Source organism: Novosphingobium sp. BW1 (genome assembly GCF_008107685.1).
Lineage (GTDB): Bacteria > Pseudomonadota > Alphaproteobacteria > Sphingomonadales > Sphingomonadaceae > Novosphingobium.
In genome coordinates this window covers 72,570-96,256 of sequence record NZ_VIRF01000058.1, presented here as the reverse complement: position 1 = coordinate 96,256, position 23,687 = coordinate 72,570, and the positions used below count along the sequence as shown (strand labels likewise).

The 23,687-nt window shown below is 66.0% G+C and carries 17 protein-coding genes and 3 tRNA genes; 7 read left to right on the top strand and 13 right to left on the bottom strand.

Annotated features, from left to right (window positions below; all coding sequences use genetic code 11):
* Positions 1 to 81 precede the first annotated feature (81 nt).
* The 4 genes from recJ to FMM79_RS05460 all read left to right on the top strand — a co-directional run bounded on the left by recJ (position 82) and on the right by FMM79_RS05460 (position 2,282).
* Positions 82 to 1,878 carry a single-stranded-DNA-specific exonuclease RecJ gene (gene recJ, locus FMM79_RS05475; RefSeq protein WP_148626526.1) on the top strand — a complete coding sequence of 599 codons (1,797 nt, stop codon included), beginning with the start codon at positions 82 to 84 and terminating at the stop codon, positions 1,876 to 1,878.
* 106 nt (positions 1,879 to 1,984) lie between these two features.
* Positions 1,985 to 2,060, top strand: a tRNA-Glu gene (locus tag FMM79_RS05470).
* A gap of 39 nt (positions 2,061 to 2,099) precedes the next feature.
* Positions 2,100 to 2,175: transfer RNA gene (locus FMM79_RS05465), tRNA-Glu, on the top strand.
* Between the two features lie 31 nt (positions 2,176 to 2,206).
* Positions 2,207 to 2,282, top strand: a tRNA-Glu gene (locus tag FMM79_RS05460).
* 70 nt (positions 2,283 to 2,352) lie between these two features.
* Here the strand turns inward: FMM79_RS05460 and FMM79_RS05455 are convergent.
* The 5 genes from FMM79_RS05455 to FMM79_RS05435 form a co-directional block, all read right to left on the bottom strand.
* A complete protein-coding gene (locus FMM79_RS05455; protein ID WP_148626525.1) occupies positions 2,353 to 3,087 on the bottom strand; it encodes an extensin family protein in 735 nt (244 codons plus the stop codon).
* A gap of 61 nt (positions 3,088 to 3,148) precedes the next feature.
* Positions 3,149 to 3,349 (bottom strand): hypothetical protein, encoded by a 201-nt coding sequence (locus tag FMM79_RS05450; protein ID WP_148626524.1) that lies wholly within the window; start codon positions 3,347 to 3,349, stop codon positions 3,149 to 3,151.
* A gap of 85 nt (positions 3,350 to 3,434) precedes the next feature.
* Positions 3,435 to 6,959, bottom strand: coding sequence for an error-prone DNA polymerase (locus FMM79_RS05445; protein WP_148626523.1), 3,525 nt, complete (start codon positions 6,957 to 6,959; stop codon positions 3,435 to 3,437).
* 74 nt (positions 6,960 to 7,033) lie between these two features.
* Positions 7,034 to 8,707 (bottom strand): M20/M25/M40 family metallo-hydrolase, encoded by a 1,674-nt coding sequence (locus FMM79_RS05440; RefSeq protein ID WP_162528447.1) that lies wholly within the window; start codon positions 8,705 to 8,707, stop codon positions 7,034 to 7,036.
* A 97-nt stretch (positions 8,708 to 8,804) separates the two neighbouring features.
* Positions 8,805 to 9,866, bottom strand: a complete 1,062-nt coding sequence (locus FMM79_RS05435) for an SDR family oxidoreductase (protein WP_148626521.1) — start codon at positions 9,864 to 9,866, stop codon at positions 8,805 to 8,807.
* A gap of 115 nt (positions 9,867 to 9,981) precedes the next feature.
* On the opposite strand from FMM79_RS05435, the gene FMM79_RS05430 reads away from it, so the two are divergent.
* Together FMM79_RS05430 and FMM79_RS05425 are read left to right on the top strand one after the other, a co-directional pair.
* Complete coding sequence (locus tag FMM79_RS05430; protein ID WP_148626520.1) at positions 9,982 to 10,359, top strand: helix-turn-helix domain-containing protein; 378 nt, start codon at positions 9,982 to 9,984, stop codon at positions 10,357 to 10,359.
* 35 nt (positions 10,360 to 10,394) lie between these two features.
* Positions 10,395 to 11,243 carry a pirin family protein gene (locus FMM79_RS05425; protein ID WP_148626519.1) on the top strand — a complete coding sequence of 283 codons (849 nt, stop codon included), beginning with the start codon at positions 10,395 to 10,397 and terminating at the stop codon, positions 11,241 to 11,243.
* Between the two features lie 15 nt (positions 11,244 to 11,258).
* Here FMM79_RS05425 and FMM79_RS05420 read toward each other — a convergent pair whose 3' ends face one another.
* The 4 genes from FMM79_RS05420 to FMM79_RS05405 all read right to left on the bottom strand — a co-directional run bounded on the left by FMM79_RS05420 (position 11,259) and on the right by FMM79_RS05405 (position 15,902).
* A complete protein-coding gene (locus FMM79_RS05420; RefSeq protein WP_240339001.1) occupies positions 11,259 to 11,672 on the bottom strand; it encodes a reverse transcriptase-like protein in 414 nt (137 codons plus the stop codon).
* Positions 11,673 to 11,804: 132 nt separating this feature from the next.
* The gene (locus FMM79_RS05415) at positions 11,805 to 13,379 is read right to left on the bottom strand and encodes a DNA polymerase Y family protein (protein ID WP_148626518.1); all 1,575 of its coding nucleotides are present in this window, start codon (positions 13,377 to 13,379) and stop codon (positions 11,805 to 11,807) included.
* Positions 13,380 to 13,385: 6 nt separating this feature from the next.
* The gene (locus tag FMM79_RS21820; protein ID WP_240339000.1) at positions 13,386 to 14,144 is read right to left on the bottom strand and encodes a hypothetical protein; all 759 of its coding nucleotides are present in this window, start codon (positions 14,142 to 14,144) and stop codon (positions 13,386 to 13,388) included.
* A 207-nt stretch (positions 14,145 to 14,351) separates the two neighbouring features.
* A complete protein-coding gene (locus FMM79_RS05405; protein WP_148626517.1) occupies positions 14,352 to 15,902 on the bottom strand; it encodes an amino acid permease in 1,551 nt (516 codons plus the stop codon).
* 179 nt (positions 15,903 to 16,081) lie between these two features.
* Between FMM79_RS05405 and panB the strand changes: the two genes are divergently transcribed.
* Entirely contained in the window at positions 16,082 to 16,957 is an 876-nt protein-coding gene (gene panB / locus FMM79_RS05400) for a 3-methyl-2-oxobutanoate hydroxymethyltransferase (RefSeq protein WP_148626516.1), read from the top strand.
* Between the two features lie 7 nt (positions 16,958 to 16,964).
* Here panB and FMM79_RS05395 read toward each other — a convergent pair whose 3' ends face one another.
* Genes FMM79_RS05395 through FMM79_RS05380 form a run of 4 tightly spaced genes read right to left on the bottom strand, consistent with a single transcriptional unit; the run spans position 16,965 to position 23,671 of the window.
* Positions 16,965 to 18,767, bottom strand: coding sequence for a tetratricopeptide repeat protein (locus tag FMM79_RS05395; protein ID WP_148626515.1), 1,803 nt, complete (start codon positions 18,765 to 18,767; stop codon positions 16,965 to 16,967).
* 7 nt (positions 18,768 to 18,774) lie between these two features.
* Positions 18,775 to 20,151, bottom strand: coding sequence for a PEP-CTERM-box response regulator transcription factor (gene prsR, locus FMM79_RS05390; RefSeq protein ID WP_148626514.1), 1,377 nt, complete (start codon positions 20,149 to 20,151; stop codon positions 18,775 to 18,777).
* On the bottom strand, positions 20,151 to 22,286 hold the full coding sequence (prsK, locus tag FMM79_RS05385) for an XrtA/PEP-CTERM system histidine kinase PrsK (protein WP_148626788.1): 2,136 nt from the start codon (positions 22,284 to 22,286) through the stop codon (positions 20,151 to 20,153). The genes prsR and prsK overlap by 1 nt, the downstream gene beginning before the upstream one ends.
* A complete protein-coding gene (locus FMM79_RS05380; protein WP_148626513.1) occupies positions 22,286 to 23,671 on the bottom strand; it encodes a TIGR03013 family XrtA/PEP-CTERM system glycosyltransferase in 1,386 nt (461 codons plus the stop codon). The genes prsK and FMM79_RS05380 overlap by 1 nt, the downstream gene beginning before the upstream one ends.
* Positions 23,672 to 23,687 lie beyond the last annotated feature (16 nt).

Genomic DNA, 23,687 nt, shown 5'->3' with positions numbered 1-23,687 from the left:
CAGGGTGTACTCCTCATGCTAGGGTATTGGCGGCGTGAACGCTCTTTACCGTTGCCACGCGGTACGTGTAACCGCAGCGCCATGGCTTCGCGACCTTCAACCGTTTTCGGCATCGAGCGCTCCCTCACCGGCAAGTCCTGGCTCTGGCGGGGGGGAAACATGGACATCTCACAAGGCTTCGGAAGCCCCGGCGGGCTGGAGGACGACATCGTTACCCAGCTCCTTCTTTCACGCGGTGTCGATCGCAGCGATCTTGACCGCCACCGCAATCCCTCGCTGCGCGCCTTCCTGCCCGACCCTTCCGAGTTCCAGGACATGGACGTGGCCGCCGCGCGCCTGGCCGATGCCGTCGAAAAGCGCGAGGCGATCACCGTCTACGGCGACTACGACGTCGATGGCGCAACCAGCGCGGCGCTGCTGATCCTGCTGCTGCGCCGCTTGGGAATCGAGGCGCGGTACTACATCCCCGACCGCCTGCTCGAAGGCTACGGCCCTTCGGGCGAGGCGCTGGTGCGTCTGGGCAAGGAAGGCTCCGATCTCGTCGTCACGGTCGACTGCGGGGCCATGGCGCACGAGGCGCTGGCGATGGCGAAGGAGGCCGGGCTCGATGTCGTCGTGGTCGACCACCACAAGTGCTCGCCCGAGCTTCCCAGAACGGTGGCTCTGGTCAATCCCAACCGGCTGGACGAAAGCGACCTTGCCGCATCGCACGGCAATCTGGCTGCGGTGGGCGTCGCCTTCCTCCTGGCCATCGCAACCGTGCGCACGCTGCGCGCACGCGGCTATTTCAAGGAGAGGCGCGAACCCGATCTCTTCGCCCTGCTCGATCTCGTCGCCCTGGGGACCGTGGCGGACGTTGCCTCGCTCCACGGCCTCAACCGCGCGCTCGTCGCCCAAGGGCTCAAGGTCATGGCCAAGCGCGAGCACGTCGGCATGTCCGCGCTGATCGACGCCAGCCGCCTCAGCCGCGCGCCCACCTGCTCGGACCTCGGCTTTGCGTTGGGGCCGCGCATCAACGCCGGGGGACGCGTGGGCGAATCGACGCTGGGCGTGCGCCTTCTCACCACCACCGACCCGCACGAGGCCGAGCAGATCGCGGCCCAGCTCTCGCACCTCAACGACGAGCGCCGCGCGATCGAGCAGGCCGTGCAGGAGGCTGCCGAGGAGCAGTTGGCCCGCCAGGACAACCGCTCGGTCCTCGTCCTGGCCGGCGCAGGCTGGCACCCAGGTGTCATCGGCATCGTCGCTGGACGCATCAAGGAGAAGACCGGCAAGCCTGCCCTTGTCATCGCTCTCGAGGCCGACGAAGCGGGCAATGGCAAGGGGTCGGGCCGCTCGATCGCGGGCGTGGACCTGGGCGCTGCGATCATTGCGGCGCGGGAGGCGGGCCTATTGGTGGCGGGCGGCGGCCACGCGATGGCCTGCGGTCTCACCATTGCGCCTGACAAGCTGGATGCCCTGTCCGACTGGCTCGACGACAGGCTGGCCGGCGATGTCGCGCGCGCCGGCGCCAGCCAGGCGATTCGCCTCGACCTGGCGCTTTCGCCGGGCGGGCTTACGCCCGACCTGGTCGAAACACTTGACGGCGCAGGCCCTTACGGGATGGGTTGGCCGGGTCCGCGCGTGGCCGTGGGGCCGGTGCGCGTGTTCAAGGCCGACATTGTTGGCAAGGACCACGTGCGCCTGATCGTGGGCGGCCAGGATGGTGGGCGTTTCAAGGCCATGGCCTTCCGCGCCGCCGAGACCGACATGGGCCAAGCCCTCCTCCACGGCAGCGAGGGACGCCGCCTGTGGCTCGCCGGACGGACCAAGATCGACGACTGGGGCCCCCGCCCCCAGGCCGAACTGCACATCGAAGACGCCGCCTTTGCCGACTGAGTTTCAAGAATTTTTGCAGGAATTTCATTTTTCGCCAACGATAGGGGTTGACCGTTCATGGGACCCCCGCTAGAGGCGCGGTCCTGCCACCGGCGCAGCACGGTTTGGCCCCTTCGTCTAGCGGTCTAGGACGCGGCCCTTTCACGGCTGAAACACGGGTTCGAGTCCCGTAGGGGTCACCATTTCGGTGCTGGGCCAGGCAGGTTTCAAAATGGCTTAACGGCCCCTTCGTCTAGCGGTCTAGGACGCGGCCCTCTCACGGCTGAAACACGGGTTCGAGTCCCGTAGGGGTCACCAAGCTTTTTGAAACGCCTTACATGGCCTTCGTGGCCCCTTCGTCTAGCGGTCTAGGACGCGGCCCTTTCACGGCTGAAACACGGGTTCGAGTCCCGTAGGGGTCACCACTTCTTCCGGCCAGAGAGCCGGTCCGGGTGCGCAAGAGCACCCTCCCCACCACATCGCAGGCACCGCCTCCTAACGGCAGGCCGTGTACCCCATCGTGCGCGGCGCCTGGTCGAGATGCAGGTGATTGGCGTGCGCGGCGTTGTAGTCGGGTGACAGCACGGTCGAGAAAGGCCCGCAGGCGGCATCGCGCACGGCGTGGAGGAAAGCGCCCTTGCCAGCATCCCCGTTCCAGTCGTTAAGCACGCTGACGCGCGTACCGTCCTCCAGCACGAAGCCCGCGATGTCGATGGCATTTCCGGTGGCGTGCTCGCTCCAGTTCCCCTCCTCGCCGCCGCCGATCCTGCGGCAGTTGTACGTGCCCAGGTGCTCGATCCGGGCAACACCCTGCCCCAGGTGCGTGCGCGCCGCCGGCTCGATGCCATGGCGCAGCCAGCGCGCAAAGGCCGCATCCACCGCGCAGGTCGTCTGCGCTGTGGAGGGGCTCAGGCCAAAGCCTAAAGCAGACGCCGAGGCGAGTTGCTGACGATCCTCGCGCCGACACGCGCCATCGCCGGTTGCAGGCAAGATTTCAGGACTGATGGCGCTGCGCTCCAGAAAGACGGCACATGTCTTGGGGTCGTCACGCAGCGCCGCGAGCTTGAGTCCGGTGGCCCAACCCTCGGGCTGGTCAAGCGTCAGCGGCGAGCGTGGATCGTGTTCGGGGTGATCGGCAAGCCAGGTCAGCCCGGCCGCCACAAGGCACACCAGCGCCAGGAGAACTAGGGCAATCCGGTCAAGAGGCAGGCGGCCAAGAAATGAGAGCATGGCCCTTACAAGCCTTGTCGCGCCGCTTTGCTCCCACCCACGGCCCCGTTGGGCGGCTCTCTCAGTCGGTCAGCATGGCGACTAGGAACCAGCACAAGCCGGTCGCCACGAAGAACAGCGGCCAGGACCAGAAGAAGACATGGCCGTCGATCAACGCGCGCTCGAGCAGGAGCACGCCGCCGCGCATGCCCTGCGAGCCCCGGATACCGGCCACGCCCCAGGTCAGCAGTGAGGCCGGAAAGAACGCCTTGATCAGCGCCACGTCGCAATCTCCTCCTTCAGTTTCCTGGCTAGACATGCGACCAAGTGGTCAACGTCAGCAAATACATAGAGAATGATAGAGAAATTCAATGAAAGTCGCGTGACTTGGGAATCACGCGAACATCGCGCGGGTGGCTGCGATGGTAGCCGCAATCGCGATTGCCCGGCCCCGGTGCCCGCCAGGGTTCGACCGGCGCGAAGGCCTCCCCCTCCTCGCCGCCCCGAGCTCCGGCATCGCTCATCTGCTCGGCGCGGCTCGGCAGCGGGTTGGTCACGTGATCGGCGCGCGCCGGAGAGGCCGGCAGAAGGTCCTCGGACAATCGGTGCAGGTCCTGCGTGGCGTCGGTGAGATGCGCGCCAATCACGTGGATCACCTCATCGTCGTATTCCACCCGCCCGCGCACTTCCATGACGCGCGCGCCCATGATCACGCGGCGCTGCTTCTCCATGAGGTCAGGCCAGACCACGATATTGGCCACGCCCGTCTCGTCCTCGAGTGTGATGAAGCACACGCCCTTGGCGCTTCCCGGACGCTGGCGGATGAGGACCACGCCCGCGACCTTGACCATCGCGCGGAACTTACGCGCGCGCAGGTCTGCGCAGCGCACGAAACCGCGTTCGGCCAGGGAAGCCCTCAGGAAAGCCATGGGATGCGCTTTCAAGCTCAGGCGCTGGGTCTGGTAGTCGGCGACCACTTCCTCGCTGAGAGGCATGCCCGGGAGGCGTGTGGGCGATGTCTCGGCCCCCTCGTCACGGGCATCCGCCGCCGCGAAGAGCGGAAGGTCAGGCGCTGCGATCAGGCTGCGCGCCTCCCACAAGGCCTGGCGGCGCGGCAGGGACAGCGAGGAAAAGGCATCCGCCGAGGCCAGCTTTTCGACCAGGGCTGGCCCGAGATGCGCCCGCTCGCGCAGAGCTGCAACGTCGGCGAAGGCCCCGCCCGCCGAGCGCGCGGCCACCAGCTTGGCTGCGGCGTGTTCGGGAAAACCATCGATCTGCCGCAACCCCAGCCGCAGCGCGACACGTCCACCGTCCCTCGGAGAGCCCTCCAGCGTGCAGTCCCAGTGCGAGTGGTTCACATCGACGGTACGCACCTCCACCCCGTGCTCACGCGCATCGCGCACGATCTGCGCGGGCGCGTAGAAGCCCATGGGCTGCGAATTAAGGAGCGCGGCAGCAAAGGCGGCCGGGAAATGGCACTTGAGCCAACTCGACACATAGACAAGGTGCGCAAAGCTCGCCGCATGGCTTTCGGGAAAACCATATTCGCCAAAGCCCTTGATCTGGTTGAAGCAGCGCTCGGCGAAGTCGGGATCGTAGCCGCGCGCGATCATCCGCCCGACCATCATGTCCTGCAATTCATCGACCATCCCGCGCGAGCGGAAGGTCGCCATCGCCTTGCGCAAGCGGTTCGCCTCGGCGCTGGAAAACTTTGCGGCATCAAGCGCGATCTTCATGGCCTGCTCCTGGAAGATCGGCACGCCGAGCGTACGCGCAAGAATACTGGTCAACTCGTCCGGGGGGCCATGCTCCGGCGCGGGCGCGGGGATCGCCACCGCCTCCTCGCCGCGTCGCCGCTTGAGGTAGGGGTGAACCATGTCGCCCTGGATGGGGCCGGGGCGTACGATGGCCACCTGGATGACAAGATCGTAGAATTCGCGCGGGCGCAGGCGCGGGAGCATATTCATCTGCGCGCGGCTCTCTACCTGGAACACGCCCAGCGAATCTCCCTTGCGCAGCATCGCATAGGTCTCCGGGTCCTCGCGCGGGACCGTGGCCAGCGTCAGGTTACGGCCATGGTGCGCCCCCAGCAGATCGAGGCACTTGCGGATGCAGGTCAGCATACCGAGCGCCAGGACATCCACCTTGAGAATGCCCAGCGCGTCGATGTCGTCCTTGTCCCACTCGATGAAGGAACGGTCCGCCATGGCCCCGTTGCCGATCGGCACGGTTTCGCTCAGCGCCCCCTGGGTGAGAATGAACCCGCCGACATGCTGAGACAAATGCCTTGGTATACCAATCATTTGCTCCGTCAACTTGATAACACGACGCAAGTGTGGATCGGTGAGGTCCATGCCCGTCTCATTAACGTGTTTTTCGCCTATCTCCTTGCCGTAGCCACCCCAAACAGTGCGCGCGAGCGCGCTTGTCACGTCCTCGGTGAGGCCCATCGCCTTGCCCACCTCGCGGATCGCCATGCGCGGGCGGTAGTGGATGACCGTGGCGCACAGCCCCGCGCGATGGCGGCCGTAGCGTTTGTAGATGTACTGGATCACCTCCTCGCGCCGCTCGTGCTCGAAGTCGACGTCGATGTCGGGCGGCTCCTTGCGCTCCTCGGAGATGAAACGGTCAAAGAGCAGCGCGTGCTTGGCCGGATCGACCGCGGTGATCTCGAGACAATAGCAGACCGCCGAATTGGCCGCCGAGCCACGCCCCTGGCATAGGATCGGCGGGACCTGCCCGCGTGCGAAGTCGACGATGTCCTTGATCGTCAGGAAATAGCGCGCCAGCCCCATCTTGCCGATCAACGCAAGCTCGCGGTGCAACGTGGCCTCGACCGCCTCGGGCGTGCCTTCGGGGTAGCGCCGCGCCGCGCCTTCCCAGGTCAGAAGCTCAAGCTGCGCCTGCGGATCGCGCCCGCCAGGGCAGATCTCTTCGGGATACTCGTACTGCAGTTCCTCCAGGCTGAAGGTGCAGGCATCGGCCAGTTCGCGCGCGGCATGGATCGCGTGGGGCCAGCGCGCGAAGAGCCGCTCCATCTCGGCCGGAGACTTCAGGTGCCGCTCGCCATTGGGCTCCAGCGCTAATCCGGCGCGCGCCACGGTGGTCCTGTGGCGGATCGCCGTCATCACGTCGTGGAGCGGACGGCGGTCCGGCGCATGGTAGAGCACGTCGTTGGTGGCGAGCAGCGAAAGCCCAGCCCCTCGCGCCATCGCATCAAGCTGCGTAATCCGTGCCACATCATCGCCGACATGGAGATAGCACGCGGCGATATGGCCTAGCCCGGGAAGACGGGCGGCAAGGTCGGGCAGCAGCTGGGAAAGCGTGCCTGTCCGTTCGTGGACGACAGGTGCCGCCTCGCCCTCCCCCGCGAAGGCAACCACGTTACTCTCCACGGTGATTGTGAAGCGCTCGTCCAGATCGCGCGGCGGGACCAGCACGAGGTGGACACCCTCCCCCCGTGCAGCCAGCATCGCCAGCGAAATCTCGCACACGTCCTTGTCCTGCCATTCCCCATCCAGCGTCCCCATGCGCCCTGCCGAAATCAGCGCGCAGAGCTGTCCGTAGGCCACGCGGTCCTGCGGATAGGCGAGGAAAGTCAGCCCCTCGACGGTCTCGATCCGGCACCCGATGACGGGGCGCAGCTTGAGCACGTACGCCTCGGCGTGGATGCGCACCACGCCCGCCATCGAGTTCACGTCGGCGATGCCGATGGCATCGTAGCCCAGCTCATACGCCGTCTCGACCAGGCTCACCGCATCCGAAGCCCCGCGCAGGAACGAGAAGCAGCTCACCAGCCCCAGCTCCACAAAGGAACTGCGCGCAGGCGGCTCCACGCTATCAGGGTCGACAGTCACACGGCGGCGATCAGGCGTCAGCGAAGCTTCGGGCATGGCGAACAAAGGGAATCACGAAAGGAACAAATGTTCCTTATATGTTCTCTTTTACCCGCGCGCCAGCCCTGAGCCTAGGAATAGGTTGCAATCGTCGCGGCCATGTCATCGAAACGCACCCAGGCGGCCACCACCACCGCCGCTGTAAGCAGGCAGGTCACGCAAATGGCCAGAGTTCCGCGCGAAAGCGGCTGCGGACGTAAAGGAAGCAAGGTCATCACCGCCACCCCCAGCGGCAGTGCCACCGTGCCGGGCATATCCGGCCCCACGCCCTGCATCAGCAGGAAGCCCAGCGTCAGGCCGTATCCCAGGCTCACGGCCGCCACCACGCCGTCCACCACCAGCCCAAGGCCAGCAGGGACGAAACGCCGCAGGCCGGCCGCGAGCCCCGTCAGCATGAGCGGGATCGTCAGGGGATAGGCCGCCACCGGCACGAGCACCTGTGCCACGCATCCCAGCAGCAGGATCGGCATCATTGCACCGATCTCCCCGCTCACGCCTCGGGGCTTGCGACCAAATGTCGCCACGGCCAGCGCCACGGCGGCCAAGCCGACCATGGCCTGAAGGCGGGAAATCGCGGCCAGTCTGTCATAATAGTTCGCCCCCTCGCCCGAAACCGAGAGCATGTTGAGGCCGGTGAAAACCAGCGCCGATCCGACTAACAGCACCAGCATCCGCACCAGACCGCTCAGCGCCGCGCGCCCCTCGACCCGCCCCGCAAGCGCCAGCCCGCCGCCTGCCACAGCAAGGGCCAGCATGACCCAGCCCCACACTGGCGCATAGTCGAGCACGAAGAGGCCAAAGACATCGAAGAAAACCCGGCCGGGTGCAGCCCTGGGCAAAGCTTCCGGCCCCAGCAGCGCCCGCGTCAGGCCCAGCGTCTGGTCGCCCATCTGCTGGAGCGCGCCCCGGTCCAGATTGGCCGGTGTGGCCTGGGGCGAATGGTAGAGCTCAGGCCGCCCGATGAAGGCGAAGTTCCAGGCCGCGTAGTCGCGCTCGAGAGCAAGCGTAAGATCGGTGTCGTTGGGCAAGAAGGCATAGATGAATGTGGACAGGGAATCTCCGCCCGGGTGCCTTGCACTCTGCCCCCAGAGACGCGCCACTTCGCCGTTGTCCCGCGAGGTCTGGAACATGCGGGTAACGCCCCCGCCTCCGCGCGCCTCAAGGTTGATGATCGCACCGATCCGCTCGGCCTCGGGCGCGGCTTCAAAGAACATCCTGGCTCCGCGAAGCCCGGCCTCTTCACCATCGGTGAGAAGAACGTAAAGGGCACGCGCTGGAACAGGCCCTGCCTTCAGAGCTCGCACGGTTTCAAGGATCGTGGCCACCCCGGCCCCGTCATCCGCCGCGCCGGGCGAGCCTTCAACGCTGTCGTAATGCGCCATCAATGCCACCCCCGGCAGCGAGGGATCGCGCCCGGGAAGCTGCGCGATGACATTGACGAGCGGGATTTCTGCTCTCTCCAGTCCCCCCCTCGCGTTGAGATGTTTGCGCCCCAGATCGTCAAACGCGCCTGCCTGTTTACGCACGGCTAGCCCCTGAGCGCGCAGCTGCGCGCTCAGCCAGCCACGCACCTGCGCGATTTCGGCGGAACCGCTGGGGTGCGGCCTGCGGGCGATCCGATCGACATGCGCCATGGCCCTCTCGGCCGAGAAAGCTTCGGCGGGCGTATCCCGTCCGCGCGGTGATGGAGGCGTAGTCCCCATGATCGCCAGGATCAGGGCGCACAGGACTGCGCTGCATAACACCAGAACATGCTTCAACGGCGCACTCCCCTCAGGTACGCAGCTTGTCCCGCTTCGGGGGCAAGACTGTCAAGAGCATGCCCCCCATTGCCAGGCGCCCTCAGGGAATGAGGCGATCCGCGCGCAGCTTGGTAAAGAGATCGAAGAACGCCTCGTCGGTCGCCTGATAACCGGCAAAGCCCAGCTTGCGGCTCTTGCCCATGTCGGTGACGACCTCGATGGGCCGCCCCAAGTCGGCATCGGTGTGCCAGGGGGACGCGAGGCGCGTAAGATCGCTTTCGGCAAGGCCATGGCGCGCTGCGATCTCGGTCCAGATGGCTGCATCGTCCTTCATCTGTTCCTCCAGCGGGCGCACGGTGCCATCGAACGGCGCGGCCTCGATGCCGAACCACTGCGCGATCCGCTGCCACATCCAGCTCCAACGGAAGACATCGCCGTTGACGATGTTGAAGGCCTCGTTCGCCGCCTCGGGTGTGGTTGCGGCCCAGACCAGCTGGCGGGCCAGCTGGCGCGAGTCGGTCATGTCGGTGAGGCCGTTCCACTGCATGGCCGACCCAGGGAAAATGAAGGGACGCCCCGTCTCGCGGCAGATCGTGGCGTAGACAGCGAGTGTGGCGCCCATATTCATGGCGTTACCCACGGCCTTGCCGATCACCGTGTGCGGGCGGTGCACCGACCAGGTGAAGCCATCCCGCTTGGCCCCGGCGAAGAGTTCGTCTTCTTGCGCGTAGTAAAAATTTTCAACGTCCAGCCGCCCCTGATCCTCGCGGAAGGGGGTCTTGGGCAGGTTGCCCTTGCCATAGGCCTCGAAGGGCCCAAGGTAGTGCTTGAGCCCGGTCACGAGCGCCACGTGCCGCGGGCCGCGGGCAGGAGGCAGCGCACCCAGCAGGTTGCGCACCATCGCGCCGTTCACGCGAATGTTCTCCGCCTCGCTATCCTTGCGCAGCCAGGTGGTGAGGAATACGGCGTCGGGATGGATGCCCGACAGGGCCGCCTTCGTCGCTTGCGGATCGAGCAGATCAGCCGAAACGGGCGCCACGCCGTCCTGATCCTGCGGGCGGCGGGCAAGGCCATAGACCTGCCAGCCTTCGGTCACGAGCTGGCGCGCCACGACGCTGCCGGTAATGCCAGTTACGCCCACCACGAGTGCAGTGCGGGTCATGAAATTCTCCGTGTCTCAACTTCGAGGGTTTACCTTGGTGCTCGATATAGGCAGGAACGCGCGAACCTTCCAGAAGGCACCATTTCGGGACATAGGCACCAGGAGGTAACCACCCATGCAGCCGGGTACGTCCGAGGACCAGTGGCGCGAGGACTGCGCGCCACGACGGGTTCTCGAACTCTTCGCGACCAAGTGGACCAGCATGGTCCTACACACGCTCCACGTCCGCCACGAAGGGGCGGCGCGCACCGGAGTGCTCTTGCGCAGCCTTCCTGGAATTTCCAAAAAGATGCTTACGCAAACCCTTAGAGAAATGGAATATTCCGGCCTCATATCGCGTCACGTCCAGGGTACGATCCCGCCCGCCGTCGAGTATCGCCTGACACCGCTTGGCATGCGCTTCGTGGAGCCTGTCGAACTGCTCTACGGCTGGGGGCGCGACAACGCCGACGCCCTTGATGAATTGAAACAAAGGCCGACCTCGCGCCGTTGAGCGCAGGTCCGCTGCCACCTACGAAAGACCTCCCCATGCGCCAGGTTCTCCGCCAGCACCCCGCGCTTCGCGACGATATCGGCGACCTCACCACGCGCCGTCCGCTGCCGAGCCGCGATCTGCCCCAGCTCGATCCGTTCCTGTTCCTCAACCACCATGGCCCGCAGGTCTACGCCCCCGGCAACCATGGCCTTCCCTTCGGCCCGCACCCCCACCGCGGTTTCGAGACGGTCAGCTTCATCCTCAGGGGCGAGATGGCGCATCTCGACAGCGGCGGGCACGAAAGCGTGATCGGGGCAGGCGGGGTCCAGTGGATGACGGCGGGCTCGGGGCTCGTCCACGCCGAGATCAGCCCGGAAAGCTTCAAACAGAGCGGCGGCCCGCTCGAGATCCTGCAATTGTGGGTAAACCTGCCCGCCCGCCTCAAGATGACGCAGCCCTCCTATACCGGCCTGCAGCGTGCGGACATTCCGGCTATCGCGGTGCCGGGCGGAACGGTGAACCTGATCTCCGGCGACTTCGAGGGGCAGTCTGGCCCCTATGTCTCGCTCAACGGCGTCGCTATGATGACGGTGGAACTGGAGGCCCGGGCCAGGCTGACCCTGCCAGCCCCTTCAGCGCGCACGGTGTTCCTCTATGTCGTTGCGGGCGAGCCGTTCGTTGGCGGGACCTCGTGCCGCGAAGCGCATCTCATCGAACTCGATCAGGGCGGTGACGAGGTGGAGATCACCACGCAAGCTCCCGTAACTCTGCTCTACGGGCACGCAGTTCCCATTGGCGAACCCGTTGTCGCACACGGCCCCTTCGTCATGAACACCCGCGAGGAAATCCACGCCGCGATCGAGGACTATCAGGCGGGCAAGTTCGGGGCGATTGCCGGGTAATTTACCGGCGTACTTTCAGCGCAGATGCCGCCTGTCGAGCGCGATCCCGGCGAGGTTCTGCCCTCGCCGGACCCAGCGCACGCGCAGCGAGGGGCCTTTTGCGACGAGTTCGCGCAAGCGCGTGGCGTAAGGCTCCCGCCCCGAACCACCGACCAGCACGGCCTGCGCCTCGTTCACCACGGCCAGCGCATCGCCGAGCAGGACCACGTCCTCAAGACCGATCCGACAGGCAAGTTCGAGCGCCTCCAGCAGCGCCATCCACTCGGCATCGAAGCTGCCGCCCTCTCCCATGCCATCGAATAGATGCGCCTCGCCGCGCACGACGACCGCCGCTTCCATGCGGCCCGGGTTGGGACGACAACCGCCGTCGAAATAGATCTTGGTCCTGCTACCTGCCATGGCGCTCTCTACCGCGCTGATAGCGCGCATGCGAGCCCCTCTTTCAAGGGCGCCGAAATGCAGATCGGGGCGGGTGGGAAGCCCGAGGGCGATGGCTCTCGGAAAATTACTTAGTGACTTGAATTACAAAATTCAAATTTCTGAAAAATAGAGGTTTATACCCTAACCAAAAACCCCCTGAAGAAACCACGCCGGGACGCCCCCGCGCCCGTCTCCGACAACCCCGCAGCGGTAGATCCAGTAGCGACGCCCTGTGGCGTCCTCGATCCGGTAATAGTCGCGCAGGCGCACGGCGCCACGTTCGCGCCACCATTCCGGAGCAATGCGTTCGGGCCCTTCGGAGCGAAGCACATCGTGCGTTGCACCCCGCCAGCGAAAGCGCCGAGGCAGGCCATCAGGGGTCTCGTAGATCACCGATATCGGTTCTGGCTTGTCCAGCATTTTCAAAGGTCTGATTTTAAAATCAGATGTGACTTGCGAAGTTTTGAGAGGGGCTAGCGGCTCCTGCCAGCGCTGCGCGCGCTCGGGCATGTGGCTGGCAAAGGGAACCGGGCGACGCACCGCCTCGGCCCCAAGGCGCACGGTCAGCCGATCAACACAGGCGGCAAGGCTGGTTCCGCGCGCCTCACCCTCCTCGCCTGCATGTTCGAGATCGCCCTGGGCCAGATCGAGTGGCTCGCACCATGGCGCACGTAGGCGCACCATTTCGATCCCGAAGCCAGCATCGACATCCTCGATCCGCCGCGCGAAGAGCCCGGCCAGATGCGCGGCCGCGCGCGAGGGCGCCGCCATCTCGACCTTGCGTACGACGAGTTCGCCATCGACTTTCCAGAGCCCCAGTTCGAGCCGCCGTGCCCCTTCCCCACGACCTTCAAGCACGCGCTCCATGTCCGCCGAGAGATCCCGCACCACCTGCTCCAAGAGGGCCAGATGGCGGATCGGTTCAAGCAGGCGGCGCTGGACAAGTGGAGCGTGGGCGACAAGGACAGGCAGGAGCGGCTCAGGCACACGGCCCAGAAGCTGGTCCATGCGCATGAGCGGGTTGCCGCTGGCCGAACGGCGGTTGCGAAAGCGCCGCACCAGCGCGTCGCGCGCCACGGCGTCGAGATCCCCCAGCCGCTTGAGCCCCAGCCGCCGCAGCACGGTCAGAACATCTCCATCGAGCCGGAGCGCGGCCACAGGAAGGCTGGAAAGGCGTTGGACCGGATCGTCCCCTTCACGCAGGATCGCCCCGTCCGGGCCATGATGCGCAAGCGCCCAGGCCGCCCCGGCGGTGGGCGCGATTGCCATGCGGTTCGCCAGCCGGCGGCGTGCAAAGGCCCTGCGCGCATCGGCCAGCAGCGCCGCCTCCCCCCCGAACAGGTGCGCAACACCGGTCACATCGACCAGCAGGCCATCGGGGGGGTCGAGCGCCGACCAGGGACCCCAGCGTAGTGCCCAGCCCGCAAGCTTTTCCAGAAACGCCAAGTCTCCTGCCGGGTCGGACGGGACCACGGTGAGGTCAGGACAGAGCGTGCGCGCATCGGCCAGCATCATGCCCTCCTGCGCGCCCGCAGTGAGCCCCGCTGCGTTGGCTGCGGCAATGCGCGGGCCGTGCGCGGTCTCGGCGATCAGCGCGAGCGGGTGGGCATCGGCCCCCTCCCCTTCGGCGAGGCCTTCGCCCAACCGCCAGCGGTCGAGCGCCAGAACGCGCAGCCAGATGCCGAGGATACGGCGGGAGGAGGCTCCTTCCAGCATGGCGCGTCAGGCCCCGCCGCCTTCCTTGGCATGCGCCAGGGTGTTCTGCAGTTCGGGAGCCGCACCGCCGGTTTCGGCCACCAGCCGTCCATCCCCGCGCAAAAGCCACTGGCCCGGAGGATGGCGCCGCGCGCGAAAGAGCTGCGCCTGCCAACTGGGCGCGCCGGGCGCCTGCACATTCCAACGCGGCGCAAGAGAGGGTGCGGAGGCGACTTCCCAGCGCATCCGCGCCGAGGAAAGATCGCGCCGGGCATCGAGCCGTACGAGCCAGAACGGCACGCCGTGGCGCTCCGCGGCAAGACCAAGACGGCGCGAGGCGGTCATGTCGAGCGCACGCGGGTTGCCCGAAATCTCGCCGATAACGAAGGCAAGGTCGCGGCAGCGCAGCCCTTCCTCAAGCGCGAAGAGCGCATCCTCCGGGCTCTTCACCGCAACGTGGATCAGACGGTCGCGCAAGCTCTCGGGAAGCCCGGCACGGTAAGGGCGTCCGCTGCGGGCCAGGGCCTTGCGGTCCTGCACCCAGAGCCACATGCGCATATCGGGCGTGTCGGCCAGCGGATCGGGCGCACGGGCCTGCTGGCGATCAAGCGCAAGGGCAAGGGCCAGCGCGGCGCCCGCGCCCTCATCGCCCGAGGCGAATATCTCACCGTGCGCGGTAGTTTCCCCTGCCTGTCCCGGCGCCCATCGCGCGCCCTGCTGCTCGCCAAGACGGGTGGCGCCAAGCTCGGCGGCGGTCGGCAGGGAAAGGGACGGATGCGAAGTCATGGCAGAACACCGTTACAAGAACAATGTTCTTATTATGTTCTCACCGAGGTGCGTTTGCAATCGCCTTGCTGTGCGCAAGGATGTGGAGATTTATGTGGACAACCTGTGCGCGCACTGAGGATATCGTCACCGCGATTTCCGTCCCCGCACGAAAAAAGGGGGCCCCGAGACGCCCCCCTTTCCTGTTTCGAAGCCTGATGCGCAGGCTCAGTCGATCGGCGGAACCGGCTGCGGCGGCGCGTCGGCGTCGCTCTCATGCACCTCGACGAGGCCGCGTCCGACGTGGCTCTTGCGGTAGCCGTAGGCGAAGTAGACGATGAGCCCGATGCCGCCCCAGACCGGCAGAACCATCTTCGATTCAAACGGCAGGTTGAGAAACAGGCCGAAGCAGCCAGCGGCCGCCAGCGGGGCGACCACCCACACCAGCGGTGTGCGGAACGGACGCGGACGGTCGGGCTGGGTGCGGCGCAGGATCAGCACGGCCAGCGCCACCATGAAGAAGGCGAACAGCGTGCCCGAGTTCGAGATGTCGGCCAACTGGCCCACCGGCAGGAACGCGGCAAAGAACGAGACCGCAACGCCGGTGATCATAGTCACGATGTGCGGGGTCTTCCACTTGGGGTGGATCGAGGCCAGCTTCTCGGGGAGAAGGCCGTCGCGCGCCATCACGAAGAAGATGCGGGTCTGGCCAAAGAGCATGATCAGGATGACCGAGGGCAGCGCCAAGAAGGCGGCCACGCCGATGAGGTCGCCCACGCGCTCCCAACCCACCGCGCGCAGCACGTGCGCCAGCGCCTCGCGCGAGCAGACGAGCGGCTCGGTGCCGGCGGCGACAAGGCTCTTGCACTGGTCGGCCAGCATCGAGGTGCCGGGCGCCAGAATCTCTCCGTTGGGCCCCGAAACCGGCTGCGCACCGATCGCGCCGATTGCGCCTGCGGCAACCAGCAGGTAGAAAACGGTACAGATCGCCAGGCTGCCGATCAGGCCGATGGGCACGTTTTTCTGGGGGTTCTTGGTCTCCTCGGCGGCGGTTGAGACCGCATCGAAGCCAACATAGGCGAAGAAAATCGAGGCCGCCGCGCCCACCGCGCCGAGGCCCGCGCCCTGGCCGTTGCCGAACCAGCCGTTGGGCATGAAGGGTTCGAAGTTCTCACCCTTGATGACGGGCAGCGTGAGGACGATGAAGACGGTAAGCGCGGTCACCTTGATCGCCACGAGCACGGCGTTGACGCGCGCGCTCTCGGTGGTGCCGACCATCAGCAGTGCCGTCACCAGCAGCGCGATCAGGAGCGCGGGCAGGTTCACGATACCGCCCGCATAGGGCCCGACCGAGATCGCATGAGGCAACGTGATGCCCCAACTGTTGAGCAGGCCCACGAAGTAACCCGACCAGCCGACCGAAACGGCGCTGGCGGCAACCGCATATTCAAGGATGAGCGCCCAGCCCACCATCCAGGCCAGCAGTTCGCCCATGACCGCGTAGGTATAGGTGTAGGCCGAGCCCGAAACCGGCACCATCGAGGCGATCTCGGAGTAGCACAGGGCCGCCACGCCGCAAACGACAGCGGCGATAACGAAGGCCCACATCATGCCCGGCCCCGCCTTCTGCGCGGCCTCGGACGTGAGAACGAAGATACCGGTGCCAATGATCGCGCCGACGCCCAGAAGCGTCAGTTGGATGGCCCCGAGCGACCGATGTAGTGATTTCTTTTCCGCCGTCGCCAAAATGGCGTCGAGCGGCTTGACGCGTCCAAACATGCGTGGATCCCTGAATTCGCTGATGGGCGCAAGCTAGTCCAAGGCGCGCGCAAGGCAATAGCTGCAAACGGCATATGGACCGCCTTTAAACAGGAATCCGCGCAAAACATGCCATTTGCCCCAAGTTTCACCTCCCGCTAGGAGGCGCAGCACATAACGGGCACACCAAAGGAGAGGCCATGTCCACGACGTTCCAACTCGACACGGCGACCAGCCGTGCCCATCCCACGCCCGCGCCGATGAAGCGGCTGACGATCCCGGCCATCCGCGCCCGCAAGGATGATGGCGTCACGACAGAGCCCATCGTCATGCTCACCGCGTACACCGCACGCCAGGCGCAGCTTCTCGATGCTCACTGCGACCTCCTGCTCGTGGGCGACAGCCTAGGCCAGGTGATCTACGGCTTGTCCTCCAGTGTGCCCGTCACGCTGGAGATGATGATCAACCATGGCGCCGCCGTCGTGCGCGGCAGCTACCACGCCGCGGTTGTCGTCGACATGCCCTTTGGCACCTACGAGCAGTCGCCCGAGCAGGCCTTTGCCAACGCGGCCCGCCTGCTGAAGGAGACCGGTTGCGCCGCGGTCAAGCTGGAGGGCGGTGAGGCCATGGCCGAAACCGTCGCCTTCCTGACGCAGCGCGGCATCCCGGTTATGGGCCACGTCGGCCTCACCCCCCAGGCGGTGAACGTGCTGGGGGGCTACAATGCGCGCGGGCGCTCGGACGCCGAGGCACAGAAGATCGTGGCAGATGCCAGGGCGCTCGACGCGGCCGGGGCCTTCGCGGTCGTGATCGAGGGCGTGGTCGAGCCCATCGCGATTGCCGCCACCAAGGCGATTGCCTGTCCGACCATCGGCATCGGCGGCTCGGCGCAGTGCGACGGGCAGGTGCTCGTCACCGAGGACATGTGTGGCCTGTTCGAGCGCGTGCCCCGCTTCGTGAAGCGCTATGCCAACCTTGCCCAGGAGATCGAGACCGCTGCGGCAACTTACGCGGGCGAAGTGCGCGCGCGCAGTTTTCCCGGACCCGAGCAGACCTACCAGCCCCGGAAGGACTGAACGCCCCTCACCCGGCATTCGGCGCGTCGTCCAGCAGCGCTTCGCCTTCGGCGATGAGCGGGGTCTCTCCGATCATGCTACGCGCCTTGGCGAGAAGCGCGCGGGCGGTGCCGGGTGCCTCCTCCGAGGTGGCCAGCGCAAAGCCGAGCGCCTGCGCGGCGTCCGGGCTGGAGCGCTGGAGGCGGTAGGCCGCCTGTGCAGCCTCGCGCGCCTCCTGCATGTTGCCCAGCCCCGTCTCGACGAGGGCCAGGTCGCAGAGCAGGCGCACATCACGCGCACTGCCGTTGTCGCGCAGCCAGGTCAGGATCGAGTGCGCGCGCAGATAGTCCCCGCTGGCCATCGCCAGCCCGGCCGCTGCGCGCAGGGCAACGCGGCTCTGCGGATTCTGATCGAGATAGCCCTGCACCAGGCCTTGCGCGCCCTTGAGATCGCCTGCGAGAAGAAAAGCCTCCACGCGGCGGCGGAACAGGCCGGGGGGCATGCGCACCCTTGTCGCAAGGGTATAGCGCTCCTGCGCGGCAGCGGGATTGCCGAGTGCCAGCTGGACATCGCCGGCGAGCGCCTGACTGTCGAAGAACCCGGGTCTCTCGCGGCGCATCGCCTCGGCGGCCTGTTCGGCCGCACGCCCCTGCCCTTCGGCCAGCAGCCGACCGATTGGCCCGCCCCGCCCGACGACACGCAGCTGCGCCTGTGCCGGGCGCGCGGCGCGATCCAGCAGTTCGCCAGCCTTCTGGCGATTTCCCAGAACCTCGTAAGCCCGGGCGACCTGGATAAGCAGGTAGGGCGAAGCCTCGTCGCGGGCAATATCCGGCCCGAAACGCATCGTTGCAAAACGGACCTGCCCGGCCTCATAGATCGCGCGGGCCAGCAGCTCCTTGGTGCGGCGACTGTCGGGCCGCTGGCGCAGCACCGCCTCGAAGGCCTCGATCGCGGTCTGCGGATTGCCGAGCGCGAGTTCGGCCATGCCGCGAAGCTGTTGGACACCGGGCACCGCATCGAGCTGGCCTTCCGTCTCCGCAAGCAGGCTGCGGGCCAACTCGAAATTTCCAGCGCGCGCGGCAATCACCGCCTGAAGGTAATAGGCCTGCGGATTTCCGGGCATCAGTTCAAGCACGCGCCGCGTGACCGTTACCGCCTGCCCGGCGCGTCCCAGGTCGCCCAGCGTGGCCGCGTAGTCGAGCAGGAGCGAAGCATCCGAAGGCGCAGCCATGATGCCCTTCTCGAACCACGGCAAGGCGCCGGCAAGACCATAGCGATCGCGCACAAGCTGCCCCTTGAACTGCAAGGCCCGGGCGTTGTGCGGTCCCAGTTCGAGCGCATGGTCCGCCGCAGCGATGGCGTCCATGTGGGCCCCGCGCACGTAATCCAGCCTCCCCATCTCGACCCATAGCTCCGGGTCGTCCGGGGTTAGCGCGCGTGCCTTCATGAAGGCCATGTGTCCGGCCTCGTAGTGGCCCGAAAGTTGTTCCAGGCGGGCCAGCGCGCGCCAGCCGCGCGCGGCGCTGTCGGGGGCAAACCCGCCCTCCTTCAACCATGTCCGCGCCTTGGCGAGCTGCCCTTGCGCGAGGTAGGCCTCGCCCATCCAGGCCGCGACCTCACCGCGCGCTGCCCCTTTGCCAAGCGCGGCGCGCAGTTTCATTTCGGCCGCGATGCCATCTCCGCGCGTAAGCGCCGCGCGCGCCTCGCCGATGAGGGCGGACGGGGCTACCGGCTCCTGCCCGCGCCCCTCTCCGCTGCCGGGTAGCGGAGACAGCGCCAGCAGCACCGAAACCAGCGCGGCACGCCCCCACGGCACTCTTCCCACTGTCATCGGCGCATCAGGGCTGCAGGTCGTATTGCTTGAGAAGATCATAGAGCGTGGGACGGCTGATCCCGAGCATCTTGGCCGTGCTGGAGATATTGCCTTCGCTGCGCGCCAGGGCATGGCGGATCACCTTTCGGTCGGCCTGCTCGCGCGCGGTCTTGAGGTTGAGCGCATTGATAACCTGCTCGTCGGGATCGGCGAGGTCGAGGTCGCTGGCCGAGACGAGCTTCTCGTCGGCCATGATCACCGCGCGCTTCACCCGGTTCTCCAGCTCGCGCACGTTGCCTTGCCACGGCCAGGCGTCGATCGCGGCCAGAGCATCGCTGGCAAAGCCGCGTACCTTGGGATTCATCTCGACCGCGTAGCGCGCGAGAAACGTCTTGGCGAGCAGCGTTGCATCGCCGGGGCGCTCGGCCAGGCTGGGAATGCGCACGACGATCTCGGCCAGGCGATAGTACAGATCCTCGCGGAAGCGGCCATCGGCGATCATCGCATCGAGATCCTGGTGGGTGGCGCACACGATCCGCGTGTCAACCGGAATCGATTCGCGCGAGCCGACCCGCTCGATCACGCGCTCCTGCAGGAAGCGCAGCAGCTTGACCTGGAGCTGGAGCTGGATGTCGCCTACCTCGTCGAGGAACAGAGTCCCGCCCCCTGCCTGCTCGATCTTGCCCGGCGTCGTCTTGACCGCGCCGGTGAAGGCGCCCTTCTCGTGCCCGAACAGCTCGCTTTCCAGGAGGTTCTCGGGGATCGCGGCGCAGTTGATGGCGACGAACTCGCCGCGTGCACGGTCGCTCGCATCGTGCAGACCGCGCGCAAGCAGTTCCTTGCCGGTCCCACTCGCCCCCAGCAGCATGACCGAGACATTGGTGTTGGCGACGCGTTCGATGGTGCGCGCGACCTTGAGCATCTCGGGTGCGGCGGTAATCATCCGCCCCAGAACCTTTTCCTCCTTCTCAACCTTGGAGGACAGGCGGCGGTTCTCTTCCTCCAGCCTGTGGAGCTGGAGCGCACGGCGGACGATAAGACCCAGCGCATCGATGTCGACGGGCTTCTGGTAGAAATCGTACGCCCCGCGCGCGATGGCCATGAGAGCGCTTTCGCGTGCGCCATGGCCGCTGGCGACGACCACCTTGGTGTCGGGCTTGAGCGCCATGATCTCGTCGAGAACGGCGAACCCCTCGCTCGTGCCATCGGGATCGGGCGGCAGCCCCAGGTCGAGCGTCACCACGTCGGGCGCCTCGGCGCGCAGGAGGGCAAGCGCCGAGGGACGGTCACCGGCAACGATGACCTCGAAGTCCTCGTAGGCCCACTTGAGCTGCGCCTGGAGACCGGCATCGTCCTCGACAATGAGGAGCTTGGGCAGCGACTTTGCGGCAGTATCACTCATCACGCGACTTTCTGATCATGCTTCGTGAGGTTCTGATAGAGATTGGTCGCCTCGCTAAGCGGGATCCGCACGACGAAGCGCGAACCCAACCCCTCGCGCGATTCCACGTCGAGCCGGCCGCGCATCGCACGCACCAGTTCACGCGCCTCGTACGCGCCGATCCCGAAGCCTCCGCTTTTGGTTGACACGAAAGGCTTGAACAGACCGTTGCGCACAAACTCGGCAGACATGCCACAGCCGGAATCGAGCACCTCGAAACGGGCATGGAGACCATCGGCAACGACCGAAAGGAAGACCGGGCTGTGCGGGGTGCTTGCATCGATCCCGTTCTGGACGAGATGGACCAGCACCTGTTCAAGCGAATGGCGATTGGCGGTGATCTCCAGGTCGGGCGAATCCACCGCCACGAACTGCGCGCTGTTCTGGAAACTGGTCCCGACCGAGGCCAGTATGTCGCGGGTGCGAATGTTCTCCAGCTTCTCGACCGCGCCAGTGCCGTAACGTCCGAGGCGGGCAATCAGCGCGTTCAGCTTCTCCGAGGAATTGCGCAATGTCACCAGCATGTCGGCGCGGAAAGCTGGCTTGTCGGCGTGCAATTCGGCGTTGCGGGCGAGCAGGCTGAACTGGCTCGCGAGGTTCTTGATATCGTGCATCACGAAGGCGATGCGGCGATGGAATTCATCGAACCGGTTGGCCTCGGCCAGCGCAGTCTGGCTGGCATTTTCCGCGAGGTAGCTTGCCACCTGCTGGCTGATGACTCGCAGGAGATCGAGGTCCTCCCAGTCAAAGGTGCGCGCGAACTGCGGCCGGGCAAGCACCACAAGGCCGACCAGGCGCTCGAAGTGGACGAGCGGAATGATCGCCCAACTGCGCGCATCCGTACGGAGCCATTCCGGGATCTCGAATGCCCTGTGCACCTCCGGGGCTGCGCTGCGGCCGCGCATCTCGTCGAGATCGACAATATAGCCGGTCCGTTCAAGGTACGACTGGCTCTGCAGCGACATCGCGACCCCCGGCACTTCGATCTCGGGCCAGTTCCAGCGCGCCGCAAGCGTCATCTCGCCCTGCTCACCGGGTGCAAGGAGAAGTCCGGAAGGGCTCTCGAAGAGGTCCGCCACCGACTTGACCACGCGTTCACCCAGCGGCGCGGCATTCTCGCCCCCGCTGCCGATGGTCCGGGTAAAGCGCAGCCATTCCTCACGGTAATCGTAGCGGTGCTGGAAGAAGTGCTTGGCCAGCGTAACCTTGAGCCAGCTGCGCAGCTTGCGCGAAGGCAGGACCACCAGCGCAATTGCGCTGGCCAGAGTGAGAAAGGCAAGTTCAAGCAGACGCGCGAAGTTGCCGCCCGCATAGGACAGCCACTGCGCTACGGCGACCATCCCCACCAGATAAGCTCCGATCACCAGCAGCGAGAAGGTCTGGAATGTGACCGCACGTGAAGGACGGATTTTCAGTTCGTCCCGGTTGGCCGCGACCGACAGACCGATGAACATCGCCAGGATCACCGTCGCCACTGCACGCAGGGCCGCCACTTCGCGCGGCCAGGCCCCGGCAAGGTACGAGATCGTGTAGAGATTGAGATCGAACGCCCACAGCACGGCCAGGCCAATCGTGGGCCAGCGAAGTGCCGGGCGCGCATCGTGCGAACAGCCCGCGTAGAGATTGTGGACCAGGACCAGACCGCCCACCGTCACCAGGAGCCGAAACAGGACATTGAATTCAAACGCGAGGCCTCGCAATTCGAGAGGCAGCGGCAAAGTCATCACGACATAGTCGATGCCCAGGTGCAGTACCTCGACAAAGCACAGCGCCATGACGACGGGACGGATCGGTGCAAGCGAGGTGTCACGTCCATCGCCGCTGAACAGGCGAAAGACGACATAAAGCCACCCCATGTTGCGCGCGGTCTCGCAGAGCGAGGCCAGGAACGGCGGCACCGTACCCACCGCGACAGCCGCGACCGACAGGCTCCACAAGGAGGTCAGGAACAGGGCGAAGAGCGCGGCGCCGCCCGCACCGGCGAGCCGGTGACGCCGTGGCCACAGCGAGAGGCCGACTGCCGCCGTCGCAATGGCGCCCGTCAGGTCCAGCGCGATCGTCATCGTCGTCCAGATATCGGGGCTGTTCCAGGCCATCATCGAGCTCCCTCGCTCCAGATCACGACCCGCAAGGTCTGCAACAGGATCAGGAGGTCGAGGAAGGGCGTGTAATTCTTCGCGTAATAAAGATCGTATTCCAGCTTGTTACGTGAATCTTCGACCGACGCGCCATAAGGATAGTTGATTTGCGCCCACCCGGTAATTCCGGGTTTGACCATATGGCGCTCGGCAAAAAAGGGAATGTGCGCTTCCAGATCGGCCACGAACTCGGGTCGCTCCGGGCGGGGCCCGACGAAGCTCATCTCCCCTTTGAGGACCGTCCATGCCTGCGGCAGTTCATCGATCCGCAGCTTGCGCAGAAACCGGCCAAGCCGTGTGATGCGGGGATCGTCCTTGGTCGCCCATTGCGCCCCCGCCACTTCTGCATCGCTGCGCATCGAACGCAATTTGATGACATCGAAAGGAACACCGAACAGGCCGACACGGGCCTGGCGGTAGAAGGCCGGCCCCTTGCTGTCGAGTTTGACGAGAAGCGCGAAGACAAGGACCACCGGGCCGGTCAGGAGCAGGACGCACGAACTTGCAACGATGTCGAAGAGACGTTTGACCGCGCCGGAAACGGCCCGCCCCGACGAAAAGCCATCCGAAAAGATCAGCCAGCTGGGATTAACCGTGTCGAGATCAATCCGGCCGGTCTCGCGCTCGACAAGGCTGGAGAAATCGTTGACGTGGACGCCAGCGGTCTTGATCCGCAGCAGGTCCTTGACCGGCATCGCGTTGCGCCGCTCCTGCAGCGCCAGCACAACCTCGCTGATCCCCAGGTTTTCGACAAAGCGGGTGAGGTTCTCGATCTCGCCGCGCGGGATCGCCCCCTCCACGAACGGAGGCCCCTCGTTCATATCGACGAAACCGACGACAGCGAAGCCGCTTTCCGGACGCTTGGAGAGTCCTTCAATGCGCCGCGCACGCGCGCCCGAACCCAGCACCAGGACGCGGCGCCGGAACACGGCCGATCCGAAGGCGGCGTGGAAGAAGAGCCGGTTGCCCATCAACAGCACGATTGCCAGGCCCATCGAATAGACAAGGGTGGAGCGCCAGAACTGCTCGGCGGCGACAACAAAATCGACGAAGGCCAGCGCAATCACGCCCAGCGAGACCGCGACGAGCAGGCGCGCGGCAGCAAATCGCATGGAACGAAGCGCCTCCGACGCGTAGACGCCGACCGAAACCATCGCGAGGATCATCACGGCCCCGAAAGCGCCGTGTGCGGCCATACGCGCCAGGAGCGAGCCCATGTCCATACCAATCTGCAGCGCCCGCAAGCGCCAGGACAGCTCGTTCGCCAGTACGAGCAAGGCGAAGTCGACGATACACAGCAGGATCACCGCGTAGGGGATGTAGTGTTTGAAAAGCCGAACCATCGCCTCGGGTCGCTAT

Excerpts from the sequence above, each read along its gene's own strand:
- recJ (WP_148626526.1), top strand. The coding sequence starts at position 82 with ATGGCTTCGCGACCTTCAACCGTTTTCGGCATCGAGCGCTCCCTCACC.
- FMM79_RS05380 (WP_148626513.1), bottom strand. The coding sequence starts at position 23,671 with ATGGTTCGGCTTTTCAAACACTACATCCCCTACGCGGTGATCCTGCTG.
- FMM79_RS21820 (WP_240339000.1), bottom strand. The coding sequence starts at position 14,144 with ATGACTTCGCATCCGTCCCTTTCCCTGCCGACCGCCGCCGAGCTTGGC.
- panB (WP_148626516.1), top strand. The coding sequence starts at position 16,082 with ATGTCCACGACGTTCCAACTCGACACGGCGACCAGCCGTGCCCATCCC.
- FMM79_RS05425 (WP_148626519.1), top strand. The coding sequence starts at position 10,395 with ATGCGCCAGGTTCTCCGCCAGCACCCCGCGCTTCGCGACGATATCGGC.
- prsR (WP_148626514.1), bottom strand. The coding sequence starts at position 20,151 with ATGAGTGATACTGCCGCAAAGTCGCTGCCCAAGCTCCTCATTGTCGAG.
- FMM79_RS05455 (WP_148626525.1), bottom strand. The coding sequence starts at position 3,087 with ATGCTCTCATTTCTTGGCCGCCTGCCTCTTGACCGGATTGCCCTAGTT.
- FMM79_RS05445 (WP_148626523.1), bottom strand. The coding sequence starts at position 6,959 with ATGCCCGAAGCTTCGCTGACGCCTGATCGCCGCCGTGTGACTGTCGAC.
- prsK (WP_148626788.1), bottom strand. The coding sequence starts at position 22,286 with ATGGCCTGGAACAGCCCCGATATCTGGACGACGATGACGATCGCGCTG.
- FMM79_RS05405 (WP_148626517.1), bottom strand. The coding sequence starts at position 15,902 with ATGTTTGGACGCGTCAAGCCGCTCGACGCCATTTTGGCGACGGCGGAA.
- FMM79_RS05435 (WP_148626521.1), bottom strand. The coding sequence starts at position 9,866 with ATGACCCGCACTGCACTCGTGGTGGGCGTAACTGGCATTACCGGCAGC.
- FMM79_RS05430 (WP_148626520.1), top strand. The coding sequence starts at position 9,982 with ATGCAGCCGGGTACGTCCGAGGACCAGTGGCGCGAGGACTGCGCGCCA.
- FMM79_RS05415 (WP_148626518.1), bottom strand. The coding sequence starts at position 13,379 with ATGCTGGAAGGAGCCTCCTCCCGCCGTATCCTCGGCATCTGGCTGCGC.
- FMM79_RS05395 (WP_148626515.1), bottom strand. The coding sequence starts at position 18,767 with ATGACAGTGGGAAGAGTGCCGTGGGGGCGTGCCGCGCTGGTTTCGGTG.
- FMM79_RS05420 (WP_240339001.1), bottom strand. The coding sequence starts at position 11,672 with ATGCGCGCTATCAGCGCGGTAGAGAGCGCCATGGCAGGTAGCAGGACC.